Genomic DNA, 19,411 nt, shown 5'->3' with positions numbered 1-19,411 from the left:
CTCAACATCGTCAATCACTAGATGATCTGGAAGGTGGGGTGGGGACGCCGCTTACTTTTTTGCCTTCTTCCGCCGGCATAATCTCGCGTTTTACGAAAAGCTTTTTGAGACGAGTGGGCAGCAAAAACAATAATTCGGCTAGCAGGCTCAGCGACTGTTTTCTGAAAAAAACAAGGATGATCGCAGCATAAATCAGGGCGCCTATTAGGGCTGCGACCATTGCCGCAGCAAGCGGCGGCATGTGCGACAATAGCAACCCTGCCAGGGGGTAGACAACGGCAAACATCGCCAAGCTTGCGATACAATACGGCGAGCCTCCTTTGACGACGGATGCCCCCGAGATCCCAAATGCCTTCTGGCTGGCCGCCAGATAGAACACACAAGTCAGGAAAGCGCTTATGACAACCGCGGCTGCCACTGTTGAAGGACTGCCGGTCGTCGCTGTCAATGCGAACAGAGCGGAAGAAACGATATCCAGAATGCCGAGTGTCCTCAATTTTGAAGTGCGGTCACGAGTTTTGAACAGCGTTATCGCGACCATCTTTAGAACGGCCGGTACGATCTGAAGGGACAGAAATGTTAAAACGATGCTGCTCTCCGCCCATTTCTCGCCATACAGAACATGTGTCAACTCAGGAGCGATAGCACCGCATCCGACATAAATCGGAGCAAGGATCGCGAGAAGCGCTGATGTCACGCGTATATAGGGCTCAATGGTGTCCCGTTCGCGGAGCTTGGCAAAAGTTGTGACGAGGACGTTTGCGATTGAATCCAGCAAGAGCGAATTGACCGCCTCGATCAATCGTCCACCGACCCGGTAGATTGCCAACGCGGCTGGACCAGCGAAGGCAGCAAGAAGAAACTCAGGCATGCGGCCCGACAGATAACTTAAAAGCCGGAATTGAAGAATTGGTGCCGAATAGGATACAATGCGTTTTGCGTGCTTGACATTGAATATCAATTGGGGCCGATACGGTTCCTCATGCCAAAGGATCACAGCTGATCCGAGGGCGCCGGCGACCCTGGAAATAATGAGCGACCATGCGCCATATCCTAGCAAGGCCATGACGATTGCCACAATGCCGGTCAACAGCCCGTTGATGAAGTTCCGAAGAGCCGAGATCTTGAAGTTGAATTTCTTTCGGGCATTGGCGAGGTTAACGACACTCATTGCGTTCAGAACGATAATTGGTGACATGGCGGCCAAGTACACCGACGTGTCTGCGCTGAAGAAATGGTCGACAAACGGTGCTATCACACCGCTTTGAATTGCCACGCATAGGGCAGCCAACATCAAAAGAAGCCAGAAAGCGGTGGCCGTGGTGTCGCCACCAGGATCATCGTCACTTCGGATGATGAAGTCGACAATTCCCTCCTTGAATACGATTGTGAAGACGTTGTTGATCAGGACTGCGAGCATCACCAAGCCGAACTGCTCCAGCGTTAAGTGACGGGCGAGTATGACGAAAACGACAAGTGTCGTTAATTGGTTAGCCGAATTGGCAAATGATAACCAGCCAATACCTGATAGGGATTTTGCCTTTATCGACATGTCAGTTGAAAACACTTTCGAATATTGCGGCTTCCTGCTCGATGTAACGGCGTATGCCGTAGCGTTCTTCAATTAAAGCACGCGCAGCCGAGCCGGTGTTTTTCCCTTCGGAAGCTCTTTGGAGGGCATCAGCGAGTTCGAGATCGGTCGTTCCGTCCGAAAGATAGCCGGTCACGCCGTCTTTTATGAGATCGCTCGTGCCGGGAATGTTTGTCCCCACACAAATCAAGCCGGTTGACATTGCTTCCAGCAAAACCTTGGGCAAGCCCTCGTGCAAGCTTGGCAATACAAAATAGCGATAATTCTTCATCGTGCCAGCGAGCTCTGTGTTCGGTATACTGCCCAAGAGTCTCACTTTAGCGCCGAGCGCTTCAGCGAGTGCCGCGAGATCCCCCTTAAGCGGACCTTCGCCGAACATATCGATCTCAAACCCGCCGCGTTGGGCGGCGCGTATCAGATTCGCGAGGTTCTTTTGCGGAGTCAGCCGGCCAACGTAGATAAATCGCCCATTTTGTTCGACCGCATTTCCCGGCGCAAAAAGCTCAGTATCGACATAGGTCGGCACAAGGTGAACTTTCGATGAGGAATCCGTGCGTCCGCGAATTTCCGCCGCGGCCTGTTCTGAAGTTACTACTACGGCGTCAGCGAGCCGAAGTCCGATCCGCTCGACCAGGCGTGCGAGGAACGCCGCCGAACGCTGGCCATTCAGGCGAAACCGCCGGGAAAGGATGTACCCAAATCTAAGCAGGAGGGGCCGTCGCGTACACACTCTCGCAATTAGCGCTGCCCAACTGCCACTTATCTGATTGGTTTTGAGCGCGGCAGACGCCGCAATCCGACGGTAGTGATGCAATGGTCCGAAGATTGAATGCAAAAGAACTACCGGTTTGGTCGCCTTGCGTGAAGGCACGAGAACATCAAACTTTTCGTAAACCGAGTCCGCGGCCCGCAAATCACTTAAAAGCGTAAGGTCGGAGCGCGAGTAGCTGAAGATATTAACTTTATCGAACACGCCAGCCCTTATATATTCGCTGAGATGGAGAATTTCTCGATCGAGAATGCCAGCCTTTTTCCAAGCGGTTAACGATCCAGACAGCGAAAGAAAAAAAGTCAAAGTCGGCATGTAGGGACCAGCATCCTCGGTAAGGTTTGGGTGCGACAAATTCAATTGGGACAATAGACGTGCTCTAATATAAACAAGTGAATAAAACACTCCCCAAGGATGCTTCTACACAACGTTTGCGAAAGATAATTTATATGAAAGCATTTTCGGCATTTTCGGCTATTTTGATCGCCACGGTAGTCGCCTTTTCGCCCCTCCGAGCAGAGGAGTTTGCACCGAATTCTCAATGCGGTCTTCAACCGGGAGCCAAAATCGTCCGTGTAACAACGCTCGCTCCTAAAGGGAGCGGGAGCCTTGATGATGCAGTGAGAAAGTCTGGAGCCAAGATAATTATCTTCGATGTCGGCGGCACAATCAGGCTTGAGTCTGATATCGACTTGCGGACCCCGTTCGTAACCTTGGCCGGCGAGACGGCGCCTGAGCCGGGAGTAACGCTTGTTGGTGGGACGCTTCGCGTACATAGCCATGACGTCTGTATTCGCCACGTCTCGGTACGACCGGGCCCGTCAAGCGATCCTGAGGTTTCAGGCGTCAGAGATGGTATCGCGATTGGCGGAAACCCCGCGAAATACGGTGGTGCGATTCAAAACGTGGTTGTGGAAAATGTCAGCGTGAGTTGGGCGATCGATGAGAACCTCAGCGTCTGGCATGCTGGCACCAACAATGTTCAGATCAGAAACTCAATTATATCTGAAGCTTTGCGAGCGGCGGGTCATCCCAAGGGAAATCATTCGATGGGTCTGCTGATTGGATCGGACGTGTTCGATATTGATATTTCCGGGGTATTGTTCGCACATAACAACGACCGAAACCCGAGAATTAGTCCCAGGACGGTTGTTTCGCTGTCAAACTCCGTCGTCTACGATCCGGGCAAAAGGAGTACTGAAGTATTTTTAGATTGCACAGCCGGGAAATATCCGGTTCGTCTCCGAGATAACGTTCTCATGCCTGGACCAAGCACCTACAGGAAGCTTTCCCAGTACGAATTTGTTGATGATGCGTCCCGCGACTCGATTTATCCGGGTTCTGACTGCAAAACCGGTTTCGATACGCTGACAATGGAGCGAGGAAATGACGTAGAAATCACCGGGTCGGTTCTCCAGTACGCTGGCTCACGCCCGGCTCAGCGGAATGAAGTTGACGCCAGAATTGTAAATGAGGTTCGATCGGGCGGGGGTGCTATCGTGGACAGTCCCCCAGAAAGCGTACAAACTTTGGAACGGTCTTCGGGAGCGCGGGCGTTCGTTCTGCCCGAGACCCCTTTTGCAAAAGCGCCAGACGGGCGATATTCGATCGCTGTTTCATTGTGCAATGCCCATCTCAAGATGGGCGGTGCGCCTTATCGAGGGTGCGAGGCCCAAATGTAATTCGGCCCCCGCGAGTTCCTCAGCTAGCTTTGTTTGCGCTGCTTTTCTTGCCAACGGCGAAATAGCTGAAGCCGTGACGGTTGACTTCGGCGGCAGGGTAGATGTTGCGCAGATCGACGATGGTGGGCGCTTTGACTGTGGTCTTCAGGCGCTTGAAGTCGAGGGCCCGGAACTCGTCCCATTCGGTGACGATGACGATCGCATCGGCATCCTCCGCGGTTTCATAAGGGTCTTTGCCGTAGACTACCGGTCCAAGCATGCCCTTGGAGGCTTCCATGCCTTCGGGGTCATAGGCGTGCACGGTTGCACCACCATCGAGAAGCGCCTGGATAATGGTGATCGAGGGGGCGTCGCGCATGTCGTCGGTATTCGGCTTGAAGGTCAGGCCGAGAACGGCGATCTTTTTGGCGCGAACGCTGCCGCCGCAAGCGGCGATAACCTTGCGGCCCATGGCGCGCTTGCGGTTATCGTTGATCGCAACCGTCGTCTCGATCAGGCGCATCGGGCTGTCATAATCCTGCGCCGTCTTGACGAGGGCGAGCGTATCCTTCGGGAAGCAGGAACCGCCATAGCCTGGACCGGCATGCAGGAACTTGTCGCCAATGCGCTTGTCCATGCCAATGCCCTTGGCGACCTTCTGCACGTCGGCGCCGATCTGCTCGCAGAGGTCGGCGATTTCGTTGATGAAGGTGATCTTCATCGCCAGGAAGGCGTTGGCGGCATACTTAATCAACTCGGAGGTGCGGCGCTCGCAGAAATATAGTGGCGCCTCGTTGAGATAGAGCGGACGGTAGACTTCGCGCATGACCTCGGTGGCGCGTGCGTCCTCTGAGCCGATGACGATGCGGTCGGGGCGCTTGAAATCGGTGATCGCAGCGCCTTCGCGCAGGAACTCGGGGTTCGAGACGACGGCGATGTCCTTGCCCGGAAATTCTTCGCGGAAGATGCGCTCGATTTCGTCGCCGGTGCCGACCGGAACGGTGGACTTAGTGACGATGACCGTGAAGCCGGTAACTGCAGCTGCGATCTCGCGGGCGGCGGCATATACGTAGCTCAGGTCGGCGTGACCGTCGCCGCGGCGCGACGGCGTGCCGACGGCGATGAACACTGCGTCGGCGGCGGCGATGGGGGCCGCCAGATCCTTAGAGAAGTGGAGGCGGCCGGCCGCCCTGTTATGTTCGATGATCGCATCGAGACCCGGCTCGAAGATCGGCACTTCGCCACGCTCGAGGGCGTCGATCTTGGCTTCGGACTTGTCCACGCAGGTGATGTGGTGACCGAAATCCGCAAGGCAGGCGCCGGACACAAGGCCGACGTAACCCGAACCAATCATTACAATACGCATTGATAGTCCTTCTGTTGATCCAAAATCTGGGCTGATGCGGGAAAGCTGGAGCGGTCAAACGCATCGCAACTTAGGTGATGCAGCGTTGCCGTACTTGTCTGCGAGCCACTACGTCGCCGGTCTCGGCGGTCTAACGGAATTAGAAGCCGTTTCCGCCCCGCAGTTCACTGACGATCGTTCCAACGATGATCTTCATGTCGAGCCAAAAATCGAAATTTTCAATGTAGTGAAGGTCCGCATTTATTCTGGCGCGGGCTTTGGCGGGCCGATCGGTCGGTCCTCGAAGGCCACGCATCTGAGCGAGCCCGGTGAGGCCGGGGCGCATTAAATGGCGCCGATGGTAGGCTGGGACGAGCTCTTCATAGAGCATCCCGCCAGCGAGCATGCCGATTGCGTGGCATCTTGGGCCTACGAGCGACATATCCCCACGAAGCACATTGAAAAGTTGTGGTAGTTCGTCCAAATTTGTTTTGCGCAAAATCCTGCCTAGAAACGTTATGCGCGGATCGTTCTCGACCGTTTGAATAACGCCGCTCGGATCACATGCTTCTGACCGCATCGACCGAAATTTGTACACGGTGATCTTCTTACCGTCTTTACCCCATCTTGTTTGCGAAAACAGCGGGGAGCCCTGCGTCTCAAGCCTAATAAGCACCGCGATGACGATTAGAACCGGCGCCAGTATTAGCAATGCCGTGAAAGATGCATAAATATCGAAGAGCCTCTTGAGGAAGAAATCCCAACAAGCAGGGCGAGCTGCCGCTTGTCCAAAATCCAGAACATCAACGCTATCCGATGGGATATTTTCTTCATTGGTAAACTTTGAAAAAATATTATTATCACTATCTCTCGTTGTTATCGTCGACATATTCGCTCTTATACCAATCCGATTCGTGCCTCCTTTACTTGCATTCTCAGCCCAGGTCACCTTTAAAGTTAATCATTGGTTAATAACTGAGGCGCTTTTTTTGGGCTTATTTTTGTGCGGCGATTTAACCTCAATACGCCCAAGCTCAGGATAAAATCTCGACTGGTATTTATTTGCCGGAGGAGTGCAGAAATGGGCGTCAAAAATCGAAAATCCGATCAACCAAAGAGTCTTAACACTGATCGCCAGGCTGAATTTTGAGATCGACTGGTTAACCGCGAACTCTACGGCGTAGGATCGTGGGGGAACTCGGATAGAGCCCGTGGTGAAAGAGCGCGACTGAGGCTGACCGTTCCCGACGCCTGGCAATCTGGTTCGCGGGCAGGGAAGGGGCTGCTGATTCCGCCGTGGCGGACACTCCGATGATTTGAAGAGGCGCACCCCTTGCCGGTCGTCGCGGCTCGCCGACTAGAGGATCTATTGAAAATAGGCGAAAGTCATAGCGATGTTCGACCGGTGTTCGCCATGGGCATTGCTACGATTGATTTCAGCTGTCTCCGACACGGCTACTCTGGCTGAAACAAGTTGTGGCTCTTCCACATCGGCCTTCACTTTGGCCCAGTACTTAGGATTGTCTCCTGTCTGTGCCATGACCCAGCGTAAGTCCGTCTTACGCCAGTCCTTGATGCTGTCGAAGCGGTTATCCAGAACTAGATCGCCTTCAGAGGTTCTAGCGATCAACACAGCGTGTCCCTCGCCGTTGTTGGTTATAGCAACAGCAATTCTCAAAGATCCTGAGGACCAACCCAATTGCATGAGTTTTTGGCGTTTTGTTAGCGCGAAGTCCTCGCAATCGCCTGCGGTAACGTCCATGCTCCAGACGTCCGCTCCGGGCTTGTCATTGACCGGACGTACAGTGTGATTTACGGAATTGTTTATTGAGATGAGCTGCGACTTGCGGTTTTTGTCGAGCTCCATAATCGACGGACCGCCCGTGCTGACACATTGATCCTTGTGCTGCATGCAGAAAACAACGCTTGCAAAGGGAGCAAGCGTCTTTGGTCCTTCTCCGACTCGTACTAAGTTGTTTCCGCTAGTCCGCGTCAGAGCGCTTAACCCCGTTGCATTGAGAGGGCTCGTTGCGGCAACAATCGCTGCGGCCGCTCCGATTGTTGCCTTCGTTCCAATTGATATCCTTCTAAACTTGGCCATTGCCCGTCCTCTTTGATGGGCCCACCATGCATGTGCTCTCTGGATATTTCGTGCGAGAAACCACTAAAATTTGAGCAAAATGTCTCTTTTTGAAGCCTTGAGGCTCGCTTTAGGCGCAGGCCACGCCAGAAAATTGGCGCGTGGGGCCAAATCGTCAAGTTGCCGCTACAATCCCCAATTGCAATGACGGTTTCGTGCCTTTTGCAACGCGTCACTTATCGCCGCCGGATGTTCGATTGAGCTGCCGAACTGCTTTGGGGATAACGCCACGTCGCTCGATGCCAGGGGACGGTTTGAAATCGGCGAGCACGAACGCGATTCTATGTTCGACATTGTGTCGCCGCTTTGGATCCCCGGCACGATGATCGCCATGCATAACCTGACCGGCTCCGTGACCAGGGGTTCCTCACGTTGGACATCGACGAGGCGATCCGTCATTTCCACGGCTAGGGACACACTGGTTTTATGCCTGCAAGCATCTTTCCAAAGGTGAAATCGGTCCGGCGCCGTTGCCAGTGCTGAGGCAACACTGCAAGGAGTGCCATATTGCACTGGCGCCAGATCATCTTTTAACGGTCCCGGAAGGTGCCCGCAATCTGACGGTCGTACATCGGTCCGGCGCCCCGTTTCGATCGGGACGCCGGACCTCGCCAACACAACTGCTGCTCGCTAAGGTCGCAATGGCTAAAACATATATTGACACTATCCGGTTACTAAACAATGAAACTGGGAGCGGGCTTGAGAATACTGCTGTGAGCTATAAATCAGTTCGAGACAGCGGGAGAACGGATGGCTGAAGAACTGCCATTCAGCGCCCGACAAGATCTAGCTTAGAACTGGATAATAGTCGGCCGACGCACTGGCAAAATCGCCGAGCGATCGGACAATCCTCTAAACGTTGTCTCGCTAGGACGAATCGACATTCATCGAAGCCATATCATTGTGGCGACGAGATAGACGAAGCCTTGGAAGTGGACGGTTCTGCGGTCGTATCGCGTGGCGAAGCGGCGGAAGTGCTTCATTCGATTGAAGCAGCGCTCGATGCGGTTGCGATTGATGTAGACGACTTCATCGTGTGCGATGATGATCTCGCGCGAGCGATTGGAGGGGATGACCGCCTCGGCTCCCATGTCGGAATCGTTTCCCGCAAGGCATTGCTGGCATAGGCCTTGTCAGCCAAAATGGCATCGCCGCTCTGGTCCTTGGGAAGAGCCGGCGCTTGCGTGATGTCGCCGACCTGACCGGCAGTCACAATGAACCGTAACGGTCGGCCCAGCGCATCGGTCAGCATATGGATCTTGGTGGTCAGTCCACCTCGGGAGCGCCCCAGCGCCTGATCCTTTATGACGGATTGCAGCCGATCATGACACTGTCGAGTTATCGAAACACTCGGGCTTCACTCTTGTTCAGCAATGGCTGGATGGTGAACTTCGAGCCCATCACGATACGCAGTTGATCCGTGGCATCGATTGGCCGCGATGGCTGAGCAGCTGGGGTCTGAAGCCAGGAGCCATGTATGACACGATCGTTCCAGCGCCTTTCCTTCGATCGCGACCTGTTTCTCTCTCTCCACGCCTGTCTGCTCGTCGCGGTTAAGGAGTGCTCAACGGCCATGCCGATGATAATGCCCACGAAGAGCGCGGCGATCAGGAGTTCGGGCTTTTCAAAGCCTGCAATGGTTATGCCGCCTGAAGCGCCGACTGCGGCAGCTCCGATGATCAGCCAAGGTGCTGCGAACAGCACCGACCTTTGGCGATATTGCATGCCCCTCTCCGGATTTCCCGCCAAGATAGTATGACGCTTTTCCGGCGCGCGGAAAGTTATCCAAAAGAATGAAGTCTCCACATCGCAGACGTCTACCCGACGGTCAATTTCCTGTTCGCGAGGGATCGATTTTGTTTCTAGCGACTAGTCGACATCCGCTTCAGCCAGGATTCCTTCATCGCTGGCACAAGCTTTAGATTCAGTGCCAGGCTGGTTGCCACGGTGTTCACGTTCTGGGCTAAAAAGATCGCATAATGGATCGACCGGAACACGGAAAACCGTGTCTTCAAAGTGCCCCAGCGTCGTCACTTCACCAGCTTTTGCAACTTTCCATGTAGGAACGCGGGTCGGCGGGAGCCTGCCGCCTTGCCGCGTTTGGCTCAATTCTTGGTTCGAGAGGCTGATTGAGCCAAACAAAATGCATCAATTTTTCAGACGGTTAGAGTGATATCTCAAGCGATTTGGTACAAGATTTTGGCTCATGATTGCTGGATAGGCTCATTGGACACGCCGATGGGCGGTACTGTGAAGGGAACTACGCCGGCAAGCGCGCCTCGGCATAATGGTCGGCGGCCTCTTCCAGCACCTCTTCTGCCCACTGGTTCAGACTCTTTCCCGAAAGCTCAGCAGCAAGAGCTGCTCGGCGATGGACTTCGGGAGCGACACGAAACATCATCTTACCAGAATAGGGTCGCTGAGGCTCTTTGCCGATTTTCCTGCAGGTCTCCAGGTAGTCATCGACTGCCTCATGGAAGGCTCTCTTAAGTTCAGCGACACTGTCACCGTGAAAGCCGATTACATCGGAGATACCTGCAATCCTGCCGAAAAACACATCGTCCTCAGCGTCGAATTCGATGCGAGCGTGATATCCATTGTAGGTCATGATGTTCATGGCGTTACTCCAATCTGCATCAGGAACTCGCGAGCATCGCGCACCTGATAACGCTTTGCTTCCTTGGCCGGATGTGGTCTATGGAAGCTCGCAATGATCCCGTCTTTTTCAAACTTAACGCGGGAACCATTCCCCTCAATGAGGTCGGCTCCGGCAGCCACAAGCAGATTCTCTATAGCGGCCCATTCAATGGTTCCCGAGACCGGGTCCTTGAAGACCGCCGCGAGAGTCTTTCTCTGCTTGCTGTTCATGCTAGCAAATATAGAGACGCTTGCTGATTATGCAAGCACAAACTTCAACAGCCAAATTCATCCCAAAGGTCGAACGGGGGCGTGGTGGGGCGATAATCACGGGTCGGCAGTTCGTATCCCTTCAAGACCTTCATTTGACGATGAAACGGTTTATCCGCTGATGTTGCGTGCAACTAATCTCCTGAATAGCGTAAACCGCGCATCCTTCGACTTCGGCCGTAGAAGTTGGCTAAGGTTACCAATCTTCCGAGCCCCCCAACATCAGCCCTGCTTCGGTGATGAACGGGCAGGGCCGATTACGCCTGTCGGAGAAATCGGATGCGACAAGCAAAACTTTTTTTGCACGAGTGATGCCCACATAGAACAGTCGCCGCGCTTCATCGTACTGCTCTTGGGTGGTGCTCGAAAAATGAGGAAGGTGGCCGTAGTTCATGCTGATCAATGCGACCGCATCGAATTCGCGACCCTTAGAGTTGTGCATCGTAATCAACTTGAGAGCTTTTTCCGGGTTGGCAAACAGCCCCATGTCAGAAATAGCGAGGTTTTCAAGGTCCACGCGATTTGCCCGCATGTCCCGAACCATCTCATCCGCTGACGCTTCAAGGAGCGCTGTCGGCGGGGCCGGGACCCAGCCGTCAGTATACAGCTGCTCCGCGATTTCAGCCGCGATTTGATAAAGCCAAGCCTTTCCACCAGGATGAGCCGTCGCGCAAGCTCGTGCGCGATAGATCAATGCCAGTGCGGTCCGACGTCCCGCATAGCTGAAGACGTCAAACCGCGTCGCGCCCGTGATGTCGCCTATAAGCCTGAAGAGCGCTTTCTCAACGCCTGGAAGGCCGAGAAAATGCTCCGACTCGGCACAGGCCCCAAGTTGTTCGGCCAAGCCGGCGAGCAGGCGTCGTCGTCTATATGGCCTCGCACCCGGCCCGAAAACAGGGATATCAAACTCCCTTAACGCACGCGCTACGGGTATGAGGTGCGTCCACCACGGCGCGAGAACGGCCGCGTTTCCGAGCTCGATACCTTCGTCCTGCAGCATAGGCAGAAAATGCTCGGTGATTGCGTTGAGGGGTTGGGAGACATGAACGTAGGTAACCTTGGCATCAAAATCCTTCGCTTTTCCTTCCGAATGCATGCGAGGATTGGTCGCGATCAAGGTGTGCGCTGTATTGACGACGCCGGGCGCGGACCGAAAATTTGCAGTCAGCGAATAGTCTAGCTCGGCGCCAATCTCGGTCGCAAATTCTTGCGCCAAATCGGGGCGGGCACCGGCAAAGCTCATGATTGACTGGTTGTGGTCGCCGACCATAAAGAATTTCGTGGTCAGGTGGCGGTGCAGCTCGCGAAAAATCGCCAGCTGAACGTCGGTAGTGTCTTGAAACTCGTCGACCAAGAGCCATTCAAAGCGTGCCGCGATTCCTCTGGCAACAAATGGATGTTCGCGCAGAATACGGAGCGAGTAAAAAAGGATCATCGCGAAATCAAGAAAGCCGCGCGCGCGGACGAATTCCCAGTACAAAATGGCGGAATCGCGCGTCACGATACCATGCTCAAAACCGTCACCTGCCGGCTCGCCATGGACGTCGACTCGCAGAGATTCGTAATCGTCGAAGGTTCTTGCCATGGTGGCGCGACCGAAGTGGTCCTCTACCGCCTCTACGATTTGCTCGAAATCCGCGATTTCCCGTGTCAAAACCTTGAAAGTTGGCGGCAACTCAGCAACGAGCCAGCTGTAAGGCCTCAGAATGTGTTGAAGGCAGAACGAGTGGATCGTTGAAACATCGCACTTTTCAGTGCTCGTGTTCGTTCCGTAGACCCGCAGGCGCGATTCAATCTCATCCACGGCCGCATTTGTGTAGGTTATGCAACCGATAAATCGGGGGGATTTCTCGACGGTATCGGCAAGCCCAAGAAGCTTTGCGAGGATCACGCGGGTCTTGCCGCTGCCGGGGCAGGCGGCAAGCAGCAGGTGTTTTTCCACCTCGACGGCCGACTGCTGCTCCTCGGTCAGCGAGATCATTCTGAGAGCCATTCAAACGCTTGTTGGATGTATTCAGGGAGCTCGTTCGCATGATCGGCAAAACGTGCGGCGACCTGAGCGTAGCGCGCCTTGCCAAATCTCTTGGCGGTGTTCAGCACGGCTCCCCCGAGTTCCACCCGGAGCTTGACTTCATCATCGAGCTGCAGAGATCCCGAACATAGTTTGGCATAGCCGGAGGACAAGGCCTCATGAATTTTCGGTGCACCCAATGCCTCTGCGGCCGCGATGTGCATTGGCAAAAGGCCCTTGGTTGTAAGCTCGCGTTCGAAGGTCGTTGCTCCAAGAAAGACTTGAACAAAATCGTTCTCGAGCGCCATCAGGTCGGGGGCAGAGTCGTCCGGGTTGAAATCAAGCGCGGTAGCATCTGATGGAATGAGATCTGCGTCCGCCACGATCGCGCATTTCTTTTCCAAGGAGCCGTGCGCGAAAAGTTTGGCATAGACGTCGAAGTGAACACCGTGGATCGGAGTCAATGAAATGCCGACACGCTCCAGCTTTACCTTGTGCACACTTTCGATGAGAGCGGGTATCAAGAATAGCTCGGCGGCCCCTTCGACCAGCATGACCTTCCTCGCGTAGAGAAGGCTGCTTTTCGTCGAGTCTAGATAGCGCTCTAGGTCGGAAATTTCGCCGGACGTCAATTTCGCATTCAAGGCGAGATTGCCAGCCGCGATGCTGGCATCGCCTCGTTTTGTGAGCGATACGATTGTCTTGAGGGGAACCTGCGACGTCACATGGGTGCTGTGGCTCGTGAGAACCGTCTGAACGCCGATCGAGTTTAGTGCAGAGATGAGAGAATATTGAAGCTGGGGATGCAGGTGAGCCTCGGGTTCCTCGATAAGGATGAGCTGTCCTGAAGAGTTTCCGCCGGCAATGCGCCGTTTGAGATATTCGATGAGGATCGAGATATAAAGGATGTTGTTCATCCCCAAGCCGTTACGGCCTGGTTCGAACTCCTGGAGAGACGTATCCGACAGGATAAGTTTGAGATTGCGCAGGATGGCCCGAAACGTGGCCGCCGAGAGCCCTAGCTTTGCACCCATCTCGAAAGCTGGACCCGAGACGTCTTTGAAGCGCGAATCGATCGCCTGAGCTACATCGGAAATGGTTTTCGATTTCGCGATCAGATTGTTTGCTTCATCCAGGATCTGGATCAGCTCCTCCTGCTCTTCCTTTGGAATCTCGAAGGACTCGATCAGCTTGATCAATGGCGATTGACGTGGATTGCGCAAATCGCCCTCGACGTCTCGAAGGGCCGGCAGATGGATAACAAGGAACGACTGAAGATCGGCAAATCGCACTGCTTCCCCAACGCCATCTTCGTTCCACTCGAGGTCGAGGAGATCGATCGCCGGGTTTCCTCCTCCGCGGATCTCCCAGGCGTAATCGTCCAGCGTCAAGCTACCGGATTGGATAGCACCGCTCGCGAGTTGCTCGCGAACCCCAGGCTTGGGTCGGAATCGGTAAAAGATCCTCGCGCGGTCGGTGCCCGTCTTCCACGTGCTGACTAGAGCCTCTTCATTCACAATTCCCTCGAAACCTGTCAATTCGACCCCAATTAGGACCTGTGTGGGTATCGAGATATCCACATTGGCGTTGATGTCTTCTCGGAGAAGCGAGCGCAAAGTCGACGGAAGCGAAATATCAAGGCAGATCTGAATGGCCCGCAGAATTGCGGTTTTTCCGGTATTGTTCTCACCTATGATACAGCAGAGATCGTTTTCGACATTGACGTCAAGGCGTTGAAACGTCCGAAAATTCTTAATAACGATCCTTGCTACGCGCACGAGAAGTCCTGTTCCGCCGACTCAGTCCAGCAATTGATTTACCCGCGAAAAGTGTACACCGAGAAGAGCTGGTGCGCGATGCCGCTTTGCTGTAAAACGAAGCTCACATAGTGGCGCTGTTCCAGCGAGCGCGTCACACAATCCCGACGCTTTAAGCTGGTTTACAGCCCGAACCGTTTTCGCATTTCCCCCGCCTTCGCCCACTCGTCGCCGGGCATCCGGTCGATCAGTTCCTTCATTACCCTAGAAAACGCGGCCTTAAGCGTTTCTTCGGTCAGAACCTTGGCGAGATCTGTCGGAAGCAGCGGGCCCATGTCAGTGAAGAAGCCCGGATTGACGAGTTTCTGGAACATGCGCTGCTGCGCCTCGGCTCTGGAAATCGCTACCTCTCCTTTCTCAAGGTAGAGCAGAAAACACTCGACGATCCTGGCCGAGTTCAGCCCCTCGAACACTCTGAGCGCGTAGTCAAGGTCGAACAGATCGCGGCCCTTGTTGCGTTGAAGCAAGGCACGCAGCTTGGTCGCCAGCATTTCTTCCCGAGAGAAGGTCGGGATTGCAGCCGTTCCGGTGAACCACGGATTTTTGACGCCAAACGGAATCTCGATGGGTGGATCGTAAGCTTCACGCTCGCGTGTGTTGATTTCGATCTTGAGTTTTATCGGACCGGGAGAAGCCTTGTCTTCTGCTTCGACAGCGTATTTAAGTTTGGGCGCAACCGGGCTTTGATCGAAACGCGGCTTGCCTAGCCACGAATCGAGAACGTCCTGCAGATGCTCCAGTAACGGTCGGATAGGGCCGGCAGTCGTCCTCACAAGGTCGATGTCTTCCGAATAGCGCAGCGGCTTGGGGAAGTGCAGCTTGTTGAGCGCAGTGCCGCCGCGGAAGCGCAGTTCGTCACGCAGGAACGGATCGGAGAAGATGGCGACAATCGCGCGGCTGATTATGAGATCCTGCTCGACTTGCCGTTGACTTGCCCACGGCACCACACCATTCCAGGCGGTGATGTAGTCCTGCGGTATCATTCGTCGATCTCCGGCGGTCGGCGAACGATCACACGCCAGTGCTCATCGCGTTCGGATGGCGGCGGCGACAGATCTGGATCTCCGGCCTGCTTGGGGTCGAGTTCGACCCATGGCAACGGCCCACGCGGAGATAGCGCTGCAAACATCGCTTCCGCTATCTGCGAGTGCCCCAGCCTCCCAAGTAGATGCCCGAGGCGTTGTGCGACCGCTTTCTCGAGAGCACGCGACAGGGAGGCAAGCTTTTTGGGTTGCAACTGTCCGGCAAGTTCGGAAAGCACCGTAGCAATATTGTCCAGACCAGCCCCGGAATGCGGATAGCGTACCAGGTCGAACGCCGTCAGTTCCGGCGAGGATAACTTCATATATCCCGAAGGCGTCTTGCGGTCTTCGATTCCTGCCGATACCGCTCCCATATCCTTGCGGTATGAAAACACGATCCGCGTTCGCCCAGCCTCAATATCGGGCAGGAGTTTGTTCGTGACGACCTGAAATTCCATGGAGGCCTGGTGGGAGGCGCCATAGGCGGCCGCGGCCGTCAGCAACCCCACATAGTAGGGCCGTTTTTCGTGGCGCATCAGGGCGTCGATATACCACTCCGGCGGCGGCGCTCCCATGACTGCGTGCTGAGGCGGCACAACCACATAAAAGCCGCGCCGGGGTCGGATAAGCTGGCCGCGCCGCTGCAAACGCTCGGCGGCGTCAAGGAATGCGCCCCGGCTGATGCCGATCTCCTGCTGGGCTTCATCCGCAGAAAAAACTCCCCGGCCCGCAGCAAGTAGCCCAGAAGCGTAGGAAGACAGTGTGGGTCGTTCGATTTGTATCATATCTCATTATCCGCTTTTAGCGCGGAAAACTCAATATGATGCCGCAACTGAATCATTCTCGGAAATCCGCCCTTATTGCGGAAAATGCAATATGACTCACTAGCGTAGTTGCCACCAATGCCAGCCGCGGGGTAGATGACCGCCGCCATTTTCTCGAATTTTCTCACCATTCAGATGCTCAGTTAGGCCAGAAGTAGCCATTCTAATAGGCCTGCCAACCGTGGCGATTAATCAGTCTTGAACAAGCAAACCAATCAGTCCGTGCTTGGCTCTCGATCGGCAATCCTGAAACGCGAGTTATTGTCCCGCTTATAAAAATTAGCACAAATAAATGCTGCTGGAACGACAGGGTCGGCGGTCCGAATCCGTTCAAGGCGGCCGTCTTGGAACTGCTGAGCCGTCGATTAGACTCCCGTCCAGGCGTGAGAGCTCACCGCTGCGATAGATCTGCCATCGTCGCGTCCATTAAATTCCGGAGCAAGGTGCTTCGGACCTACAACGTAGAGCACTGCGGTCTAGCCTCCCAACCAATAAGCTTCTTAGGCAAGGAGGTGGCGTCGCGCAATTGTGCGGCGCGTTCGGTTGCGCACTCAAATCGGAGGCCAGGGAACTCGCGTCCCCTGCGCTGGTTTGTCGGGACGAAACGAATGGAGGTCCTTAATGGACAAGGTCATCGACGTCGATTTCCACGTCACCTGGCAATCGCCCGTCTTCGTCCGGATCGGCGACGGCATGCGGGAACGTATTGACGGGCCGGACGCGGCATTGGCGGCGCTTCTCCATCGCTGGCCCTCGACCAGTCAAGCGGGATACGCCGTCGCCAAGCGCCGCTGCGTCGACGCGATCGCGAAGCGCGGCAGCCCGGAGCTTGCCCGCGAGGCTTTCGTGGAAGCGGCAGTCTCGGCTAGGGTGCTGGGATGATAGGATTGGAGCGGCGGCCCGCACGAAGCTTACCACTGTCCGCCGGCCTGCTCTTGGGCCTCGGACTCGGAGGCTTCTTCGACGGCATTGTTCTTCACCAGCTTTTGCAGTGGCATCATATGCTCAGTTCCTGGTACCCGATCACATCGATCGAGAACCTTGAACTGAACACCTTCTGGGACGGCGTCTTCCATTCTGGTACCTACGTCTTCGTGCTCGCCGGTCTCTTCATCCTTTGGCGGTCCGGTCGCCTCGGCCATTTCCGCTGGTCGACGGCCGACCTCGTCGCGACAATGCTCATCGGCTTCGGAGCATTCAACCTGATCGAAGGCATTGTCGATCATCAGGTTCTCGGCCTCCACCACGTCAACGAAACCGCTCCTCGCGGAGAGTTGCTCTTCTGGGACATCGGCTTCCTTGCCTGGGGTGGGGCGATGGTCGCCATCGGCGTAATGATCATGAGGCGACGACATGTCTGAGGTGCTTCGTGAACTCCGCACGGCAATAATCTGGGCCGCGTTCGGTCTTGGTCTTGTCTTCGCGACCCGACCGGTGTGGTCGTTTCTTCTCTTCGGCCCAAACCTCACGCTTGAGCACCTACTCTCATTGCGGTGCTTTGGCCTGCCGACATGAGGCGCCGGTCGAGCGCGCGACCTATCCCTAGCGATCTACGGAGCTCATCCATGACTGCGTATCCTGACCGAAATGGCCTTGATGCCGTACACCGTGCCTCCCGCCATGTCGTCATCGTCATCGTCGGCGGCGGTTTCGGCGGCCTGGCCTGTGCCATGGAACTGGGCAACGCCCCAGATAATGATGTCACGGTCGTTGACCGCCGCAATCACAACCTCTTCCAGCCGCTGCTGTATCAGGTGGCGACCGCCGCCCTGTCGCCGGCGGACATTGCCGAACCGATTCGCAAAACGCTTGCCAGGTTCAAGAACATCAACATGATCATGGCAGAGGTCGTCGGAATTGACCCGCGGTTGCACAAGGTGTCACTTTCTGATGGCGACCCGCTTTCCTACGCCAAGCTCGTCATCGCCACCGGCTCCGATTACAACTATTTCGGCCATGATGAATGGCGGCAGTTCGCGCCCGGGCTAAAAAGCATTCATGAGGCGCGGCATATCCGTCATCGGCTGCTTCTGGCCTTCGAAAAAGCAGAGCGAGCGAAGAGCGAGCCAGAGAAACAGGCATTGCTCACCAGCATTGTCATCGGCGGTGGACCAACGGGCGTCGAAATGGCCGGCGCCATCTCCGAACTCGGTCGCTTCATGATCAGCCGCGACTTTCGGAACCTCCAGCCCTACAATCTGAAAGTGATACTCGTGGAGGCGGGACCACGGATACTCGCCGCCTTTCCCGAACATCTTTCTGCATACGCCAAGTCCTATCTCGAGAATATCGGCGTCGAGGTCCGCACGGGCAGGCGGGTGATGGATATTCGCGAGGATGGGGCCGAGATCGAAGGTGAGTTCGTCCCCGCCGGATCGATCATATGGGGCGCGGGCGTCAAGGCGTCCCCCGCCCATTCATGGCTCGGGATACCCGGACTGGCGGGTGGCCGGATCCCTGTCGATGATCATCTTCGTGTCCTGGGGTTCGACGACATCTACGCCATTGGAGACACATCTGCGCTCACCGGGGCGGACGGGAAGCTCCTGCCAGGTCTAGCGCAGGTCGCCAAGCAGCAAGGCACATATCTCGGAAAAAGCCTGCGAATGGGCAAAGCCGTTTCAGGTTTCAAATTCAAGAATCGCGGTAATACGGCGGTGATCGGTCGGAATGCCGCCGTCTTCGACTTTGGAAAATGGACGTTGAAAGGCAGGGCGGCCTGGCTGCTTTGGGCGCTTGTCCATGTCTACCTCCTGATCAACTTCGAGAAGCGCCTTCTTGTCGCCATCCAGTGGGTAGGGCGGTACCTCACGCGGCAACGCGGCGCGCGGATCATCGATGAGACGGCTGAGGGAGCCGATGACGGTCCCGGCGCGGAGCCTCATCACATCGACGATAACCACGACGATTGTCACATCGCTGATGTTGATCGGAGTTTACGGCCATCGAACAGAACGCACAGTCGTCGAGGCTATTAGCCTCAGAGGTGCCTTGTAGACTTTACGCTCAATCGTTTCTCACGCCGACAACCTAAGTCCAATTGTCTGCATCACACAGCCTAGAACGTTCACCCATAGCAAGAGTCGAACCAGCCCTATCGTCATAACAACCCATCAATAAATGACTATACAGATATCGTGCCGGTTGTATCCACAGACGGACTGCTGCCAATCGAACCTACCCAGCCACGGCTGAGCCACTGAAGTTCCACAAATACCTCTTACGCCACCGACAGATCAAGCCGCCTGAGTGGCCCTCTCGGATGCTTACTTCTGTTCTTCCATCTCTTCATCGACAATCGAGCTGACGAGGGCAACGACCCGG

At 55.3% G+C, this 19,411-nt stretch carries 17 protein-coding genes and 2 pseudogenes; 5 read left to right on the top strand and 14 right to left on the bottom strand.

The window, feature by feature from the left end; all coding sequences use genetic code 11:
• Positions 1–10: 10 nt before the first annotated feature.
• Both AF337_RS13405 and AF337_RS13400 read right to left on the bottom strand, forming a co-directional pair.
• A complete protein-coding gene (locus AF337_RS13405) occupies positions 11–1,624 on the bottom strand; it encodes an oligosaccharide flippase family protein (protein ID WP_244471243.1) in 1,614 nt (537 codons plus the stop codon).
• Complete coding sequence (locus tag AF337_RS13400; RefSeq protein ID WP_049732472.1) at positions 1,554–2,675, bottom strand: glycosyltransferase family 4 protein; 1,122 nt, start codon at positions 2,673–2,675, stop codon at positions 1,554–1,556. The genes AF337_RS13405 and AF337_RS13400 overlap by 71 nt, the downstream gene beginning before the upstream one ends.
• Positions 2,676–2,809: 134 nt before the next feature.
• Between AF337_RS13400 and AF337_RS13395 the strand changes: the two genes are divergently transcribed.
• Positions 2,810–4,042: a hypothetical protein gene (locus AF337_RS13395; protein ID WP_049732471.1), complete on the top strand. Its 1,233-nt coding sequence runs from the start codon at positions 2,810–2,812 to the stop codon at positions 4,040–4,042.
• A gap of 19 nt (positions 4,043–4,061) precedes the next feature.
• Here AF337_RS13395 and AF337_RS13390 read toward each other — a convergent pair whose 3' ends face one another.
• The 3 genes from AF337_RS13390 to AF337_RS13380 form a co-directional block, all read right to left on the bottom strand.
• Positions 4,062–5,387, bottom strand: a complete 1,326-nt coding sequence (locus AF337_RS13390; RefSeq protein WP_049732470.1) for a UDP-glucose dehydrogenase family protein — start codon at positions 5,385–5,387, stop codon at positions 4,062–4,064.
• A 139-nt stretch (positions 5,388–5,526) separates the two neighbouring features.
• Positions 5,527–6,255 carry a sugar transferase gene (locus AF337_RS13385; RefSeq protein WP_082336802.1) on the bottom strand — a complete coding sequence of 243 codons (729 nt, stop codon included), beginning with the start codon at positions 6,253–6,255 and terminating at the stop codon, positions 5,527–5,529.
• A 477-nt stretch (positions 6,256–6,732) separates the two neighbouring features.
• On the bottom strand, positions 6,733–7,467 hold the full coding sequence (locus AF337_RS13380) for a transglutaminase-like cysteine peptidase (protein WP_082336801.1): 735 nt from the start codon (positions 7,465–7,467) through the stop codon (positions 6,733–6,735).
• A gap of 217 nt (positions 7,468–7,684) precedes the next feature.
• On the opposite strand from AF337_RS13380, the gene AF337_RS46505 reads away from it, so the two are divergent.
• Positions 7,685–7,960, top strand: coding sequence for a DUF1419 domain-containing protein (locus AF337_RS46505; RefSeq protein ID WP_152971051.1), 276 nt, complete (start codon positions 7,685–7,687; stop codon positions 7,958–7,960).
• A 430-nt stretch (positions 7,961–8,390) separates the two neighbouring features.
• Here the strand turns inward: AF337_RS46505 and AF337_RS45375 are convergent, their stop codons facing one another.
• The 9 genes and pseudogenes from AF337_RS45375 to AF337_RS13340 form a co-directional block, all read right to left on the bottom strand.
• On the bottom strand, positions 8,391–8,597 hold the full coding sequence (locus AF337_RS45375; RefSeq protein WP_082336800.1) for a transposase: 207 nt from the start codon (positions 8,595–8,597) through the stop codon (positions 8,391–8,393).
• Between the two features lie 14 nt (positions 8,598–8,611).
• Positions 8,612–8,797: pseudogene (locus AF337_RS46500) on the bottom strand (transposase); the annotation flags it as partial.
• Between the two features lie 50 nt (positions 8,798–8,847).
• A pseudogene (locus tag AF337_RS13370) lies at positions 8,848–9,231 on the bottom strand (DUF2726 domain-containing protein); the annotation flags it as partial.
• A 535-nt stretch (positions 9,232–9,766) separates the two neighbouring features.
• Complete coding sequence (locus AF337_RS13365) at positions 9,767–10,123, bottom strand: type II toxin-antitoxin system HicB family antitoxin (RefSeq protein ID WP_049732468.1); 357 nt, start codon at positions 10,121–10,123, stop codon at positions 9,767–9,769.
• Positions 10,120–10,374: a type II toxin-antitoxin system HicA family toxin gene (locus tag AF337_RS13360; protein WP_010053144.1), complete on the bottom strand. Its 255-nt coding sequence runs from the start codon at positions 10,372–10,374 to the stop codon at positions 10,120–10,122. The genes AF337_RS13365 and AF337_RS13360 overlap by 4 nt, the downstream gene beginning before the upstream one ends.
• Before the next feature lie 235 nt (positions 10,375–10,609).
• Complete coding sequence (locus tag AF337_RS13355) at positions 10,610–12,394, bottom strand: ATP-dependent helicase (protein WP_012489405.1); 1,785 nt, start codon at positions 12,392–12,394, stop codon at positions 10,610–10,612.
• A complete protein-coding gene (locus tag AF337_RS13350) occupies positions 12,391–14,202 on the bottom strand; it encodes an ATP-dependent nuclease (RefSeq protein WP_012489406.1) in 1,812 nt (603 codons plus the stop codon). Before AF337_RS13350 ends, AF337_RS13355 begins: the two co-directional genes overlap by 4 nt.
• Before the next feature lie 161 nt (positions 14,203–14,363).
• The gene (locus AF337_RS13345; RefSeq protein ID WP_012489407.1) at positions 14,364–15,224 is read right to left on the bottom strand and encodes a nucleotidyl transferase AbiEii/AbiGii toxin family protein; all 861 of its coding nucleotides are present in this window, start codon (positions 15,222–15,224) and stop codon (positions 14,364–14,366) included.
• Positions 15,221–16,048, bottom strand: coding sequence for a type IV toxin-antitoxin system AbiEi family antitoxin (locus tag AF337_RS13340; RefSeq protein ID WP_012489408.1), 828 nt, complete (start codon positions 16,046–16,048; stop codon positions 15,221–15,223). Before AF337_RS13340 ends, AF337_RS13345 begins: the two co-directional genes overlap by 4 nt.
• A 660-nt stretch (positions 16,049–16,708) precedes the next feature.
• On the opposite strand from AF337_RS13340, the gene AF337_RS13335 reads away from it, so the two are divergent.
• The 3 genes from AF337_RS13335 to AF337_RS13325 all read left to right on the top strand — a co-directional run bounded on the left by AF337_RS13335 (position 16,709) and on the right by AF337_RS13325 (position 19,065).
• Entirely contained in the window at positions 16,709–16,969 is a 261-nt protein-coding gene (locus AF337_RS13335; RefSeq protein ID WP_041684018.1) for a DUF982 domain-containing protein, read from the top strand.
• An 86-nt stretch (positions 16,970–17,055) separates the two neighbouring features.
• Positions 17,056–17,448 carry a DUF2243 domain-containing protein gene (locus AF337_RS13330; RefSeq protein WP_237350510.1) on the top strand — a complete coding sequence of 131 codons (393 nt, stop codon included), beginning with the start codon at positions 17,056–17,058 and terminating at the stop codon, positions 17,446–17,448.
• Positions 17,449–17,652: 204 nt separating this feature from the next.
• Positions 17,653–19,065: an NAD(P)/FAD-dependent oxidoreductase gene (locus tag AF337_RS13325; RefSeq protein WP_049732467.1), complete on the top strand. Its 1,413-nt coding sequence runs from the start codon at positions 17,653–17,655 to the stop codon at positions 19,063–19,065.
• Positions 19,066–19,411 lie beyond the last annotated feature (346 nt).

This window comes from Rhizobium ecuadorense (genome assembly GCF_001187535.1).
Lineage (GTDB): Bacteria > Pseudomonadota > Alphaproteobacteria > Rhizobiales > Rhizobiaceae > Rhizobium > Rhizobium ecuadorense.
Note: the sequence above shows the minus strand (reverse complement) of the source record. Positions and strands in the feature narration are given on the sequence as shown.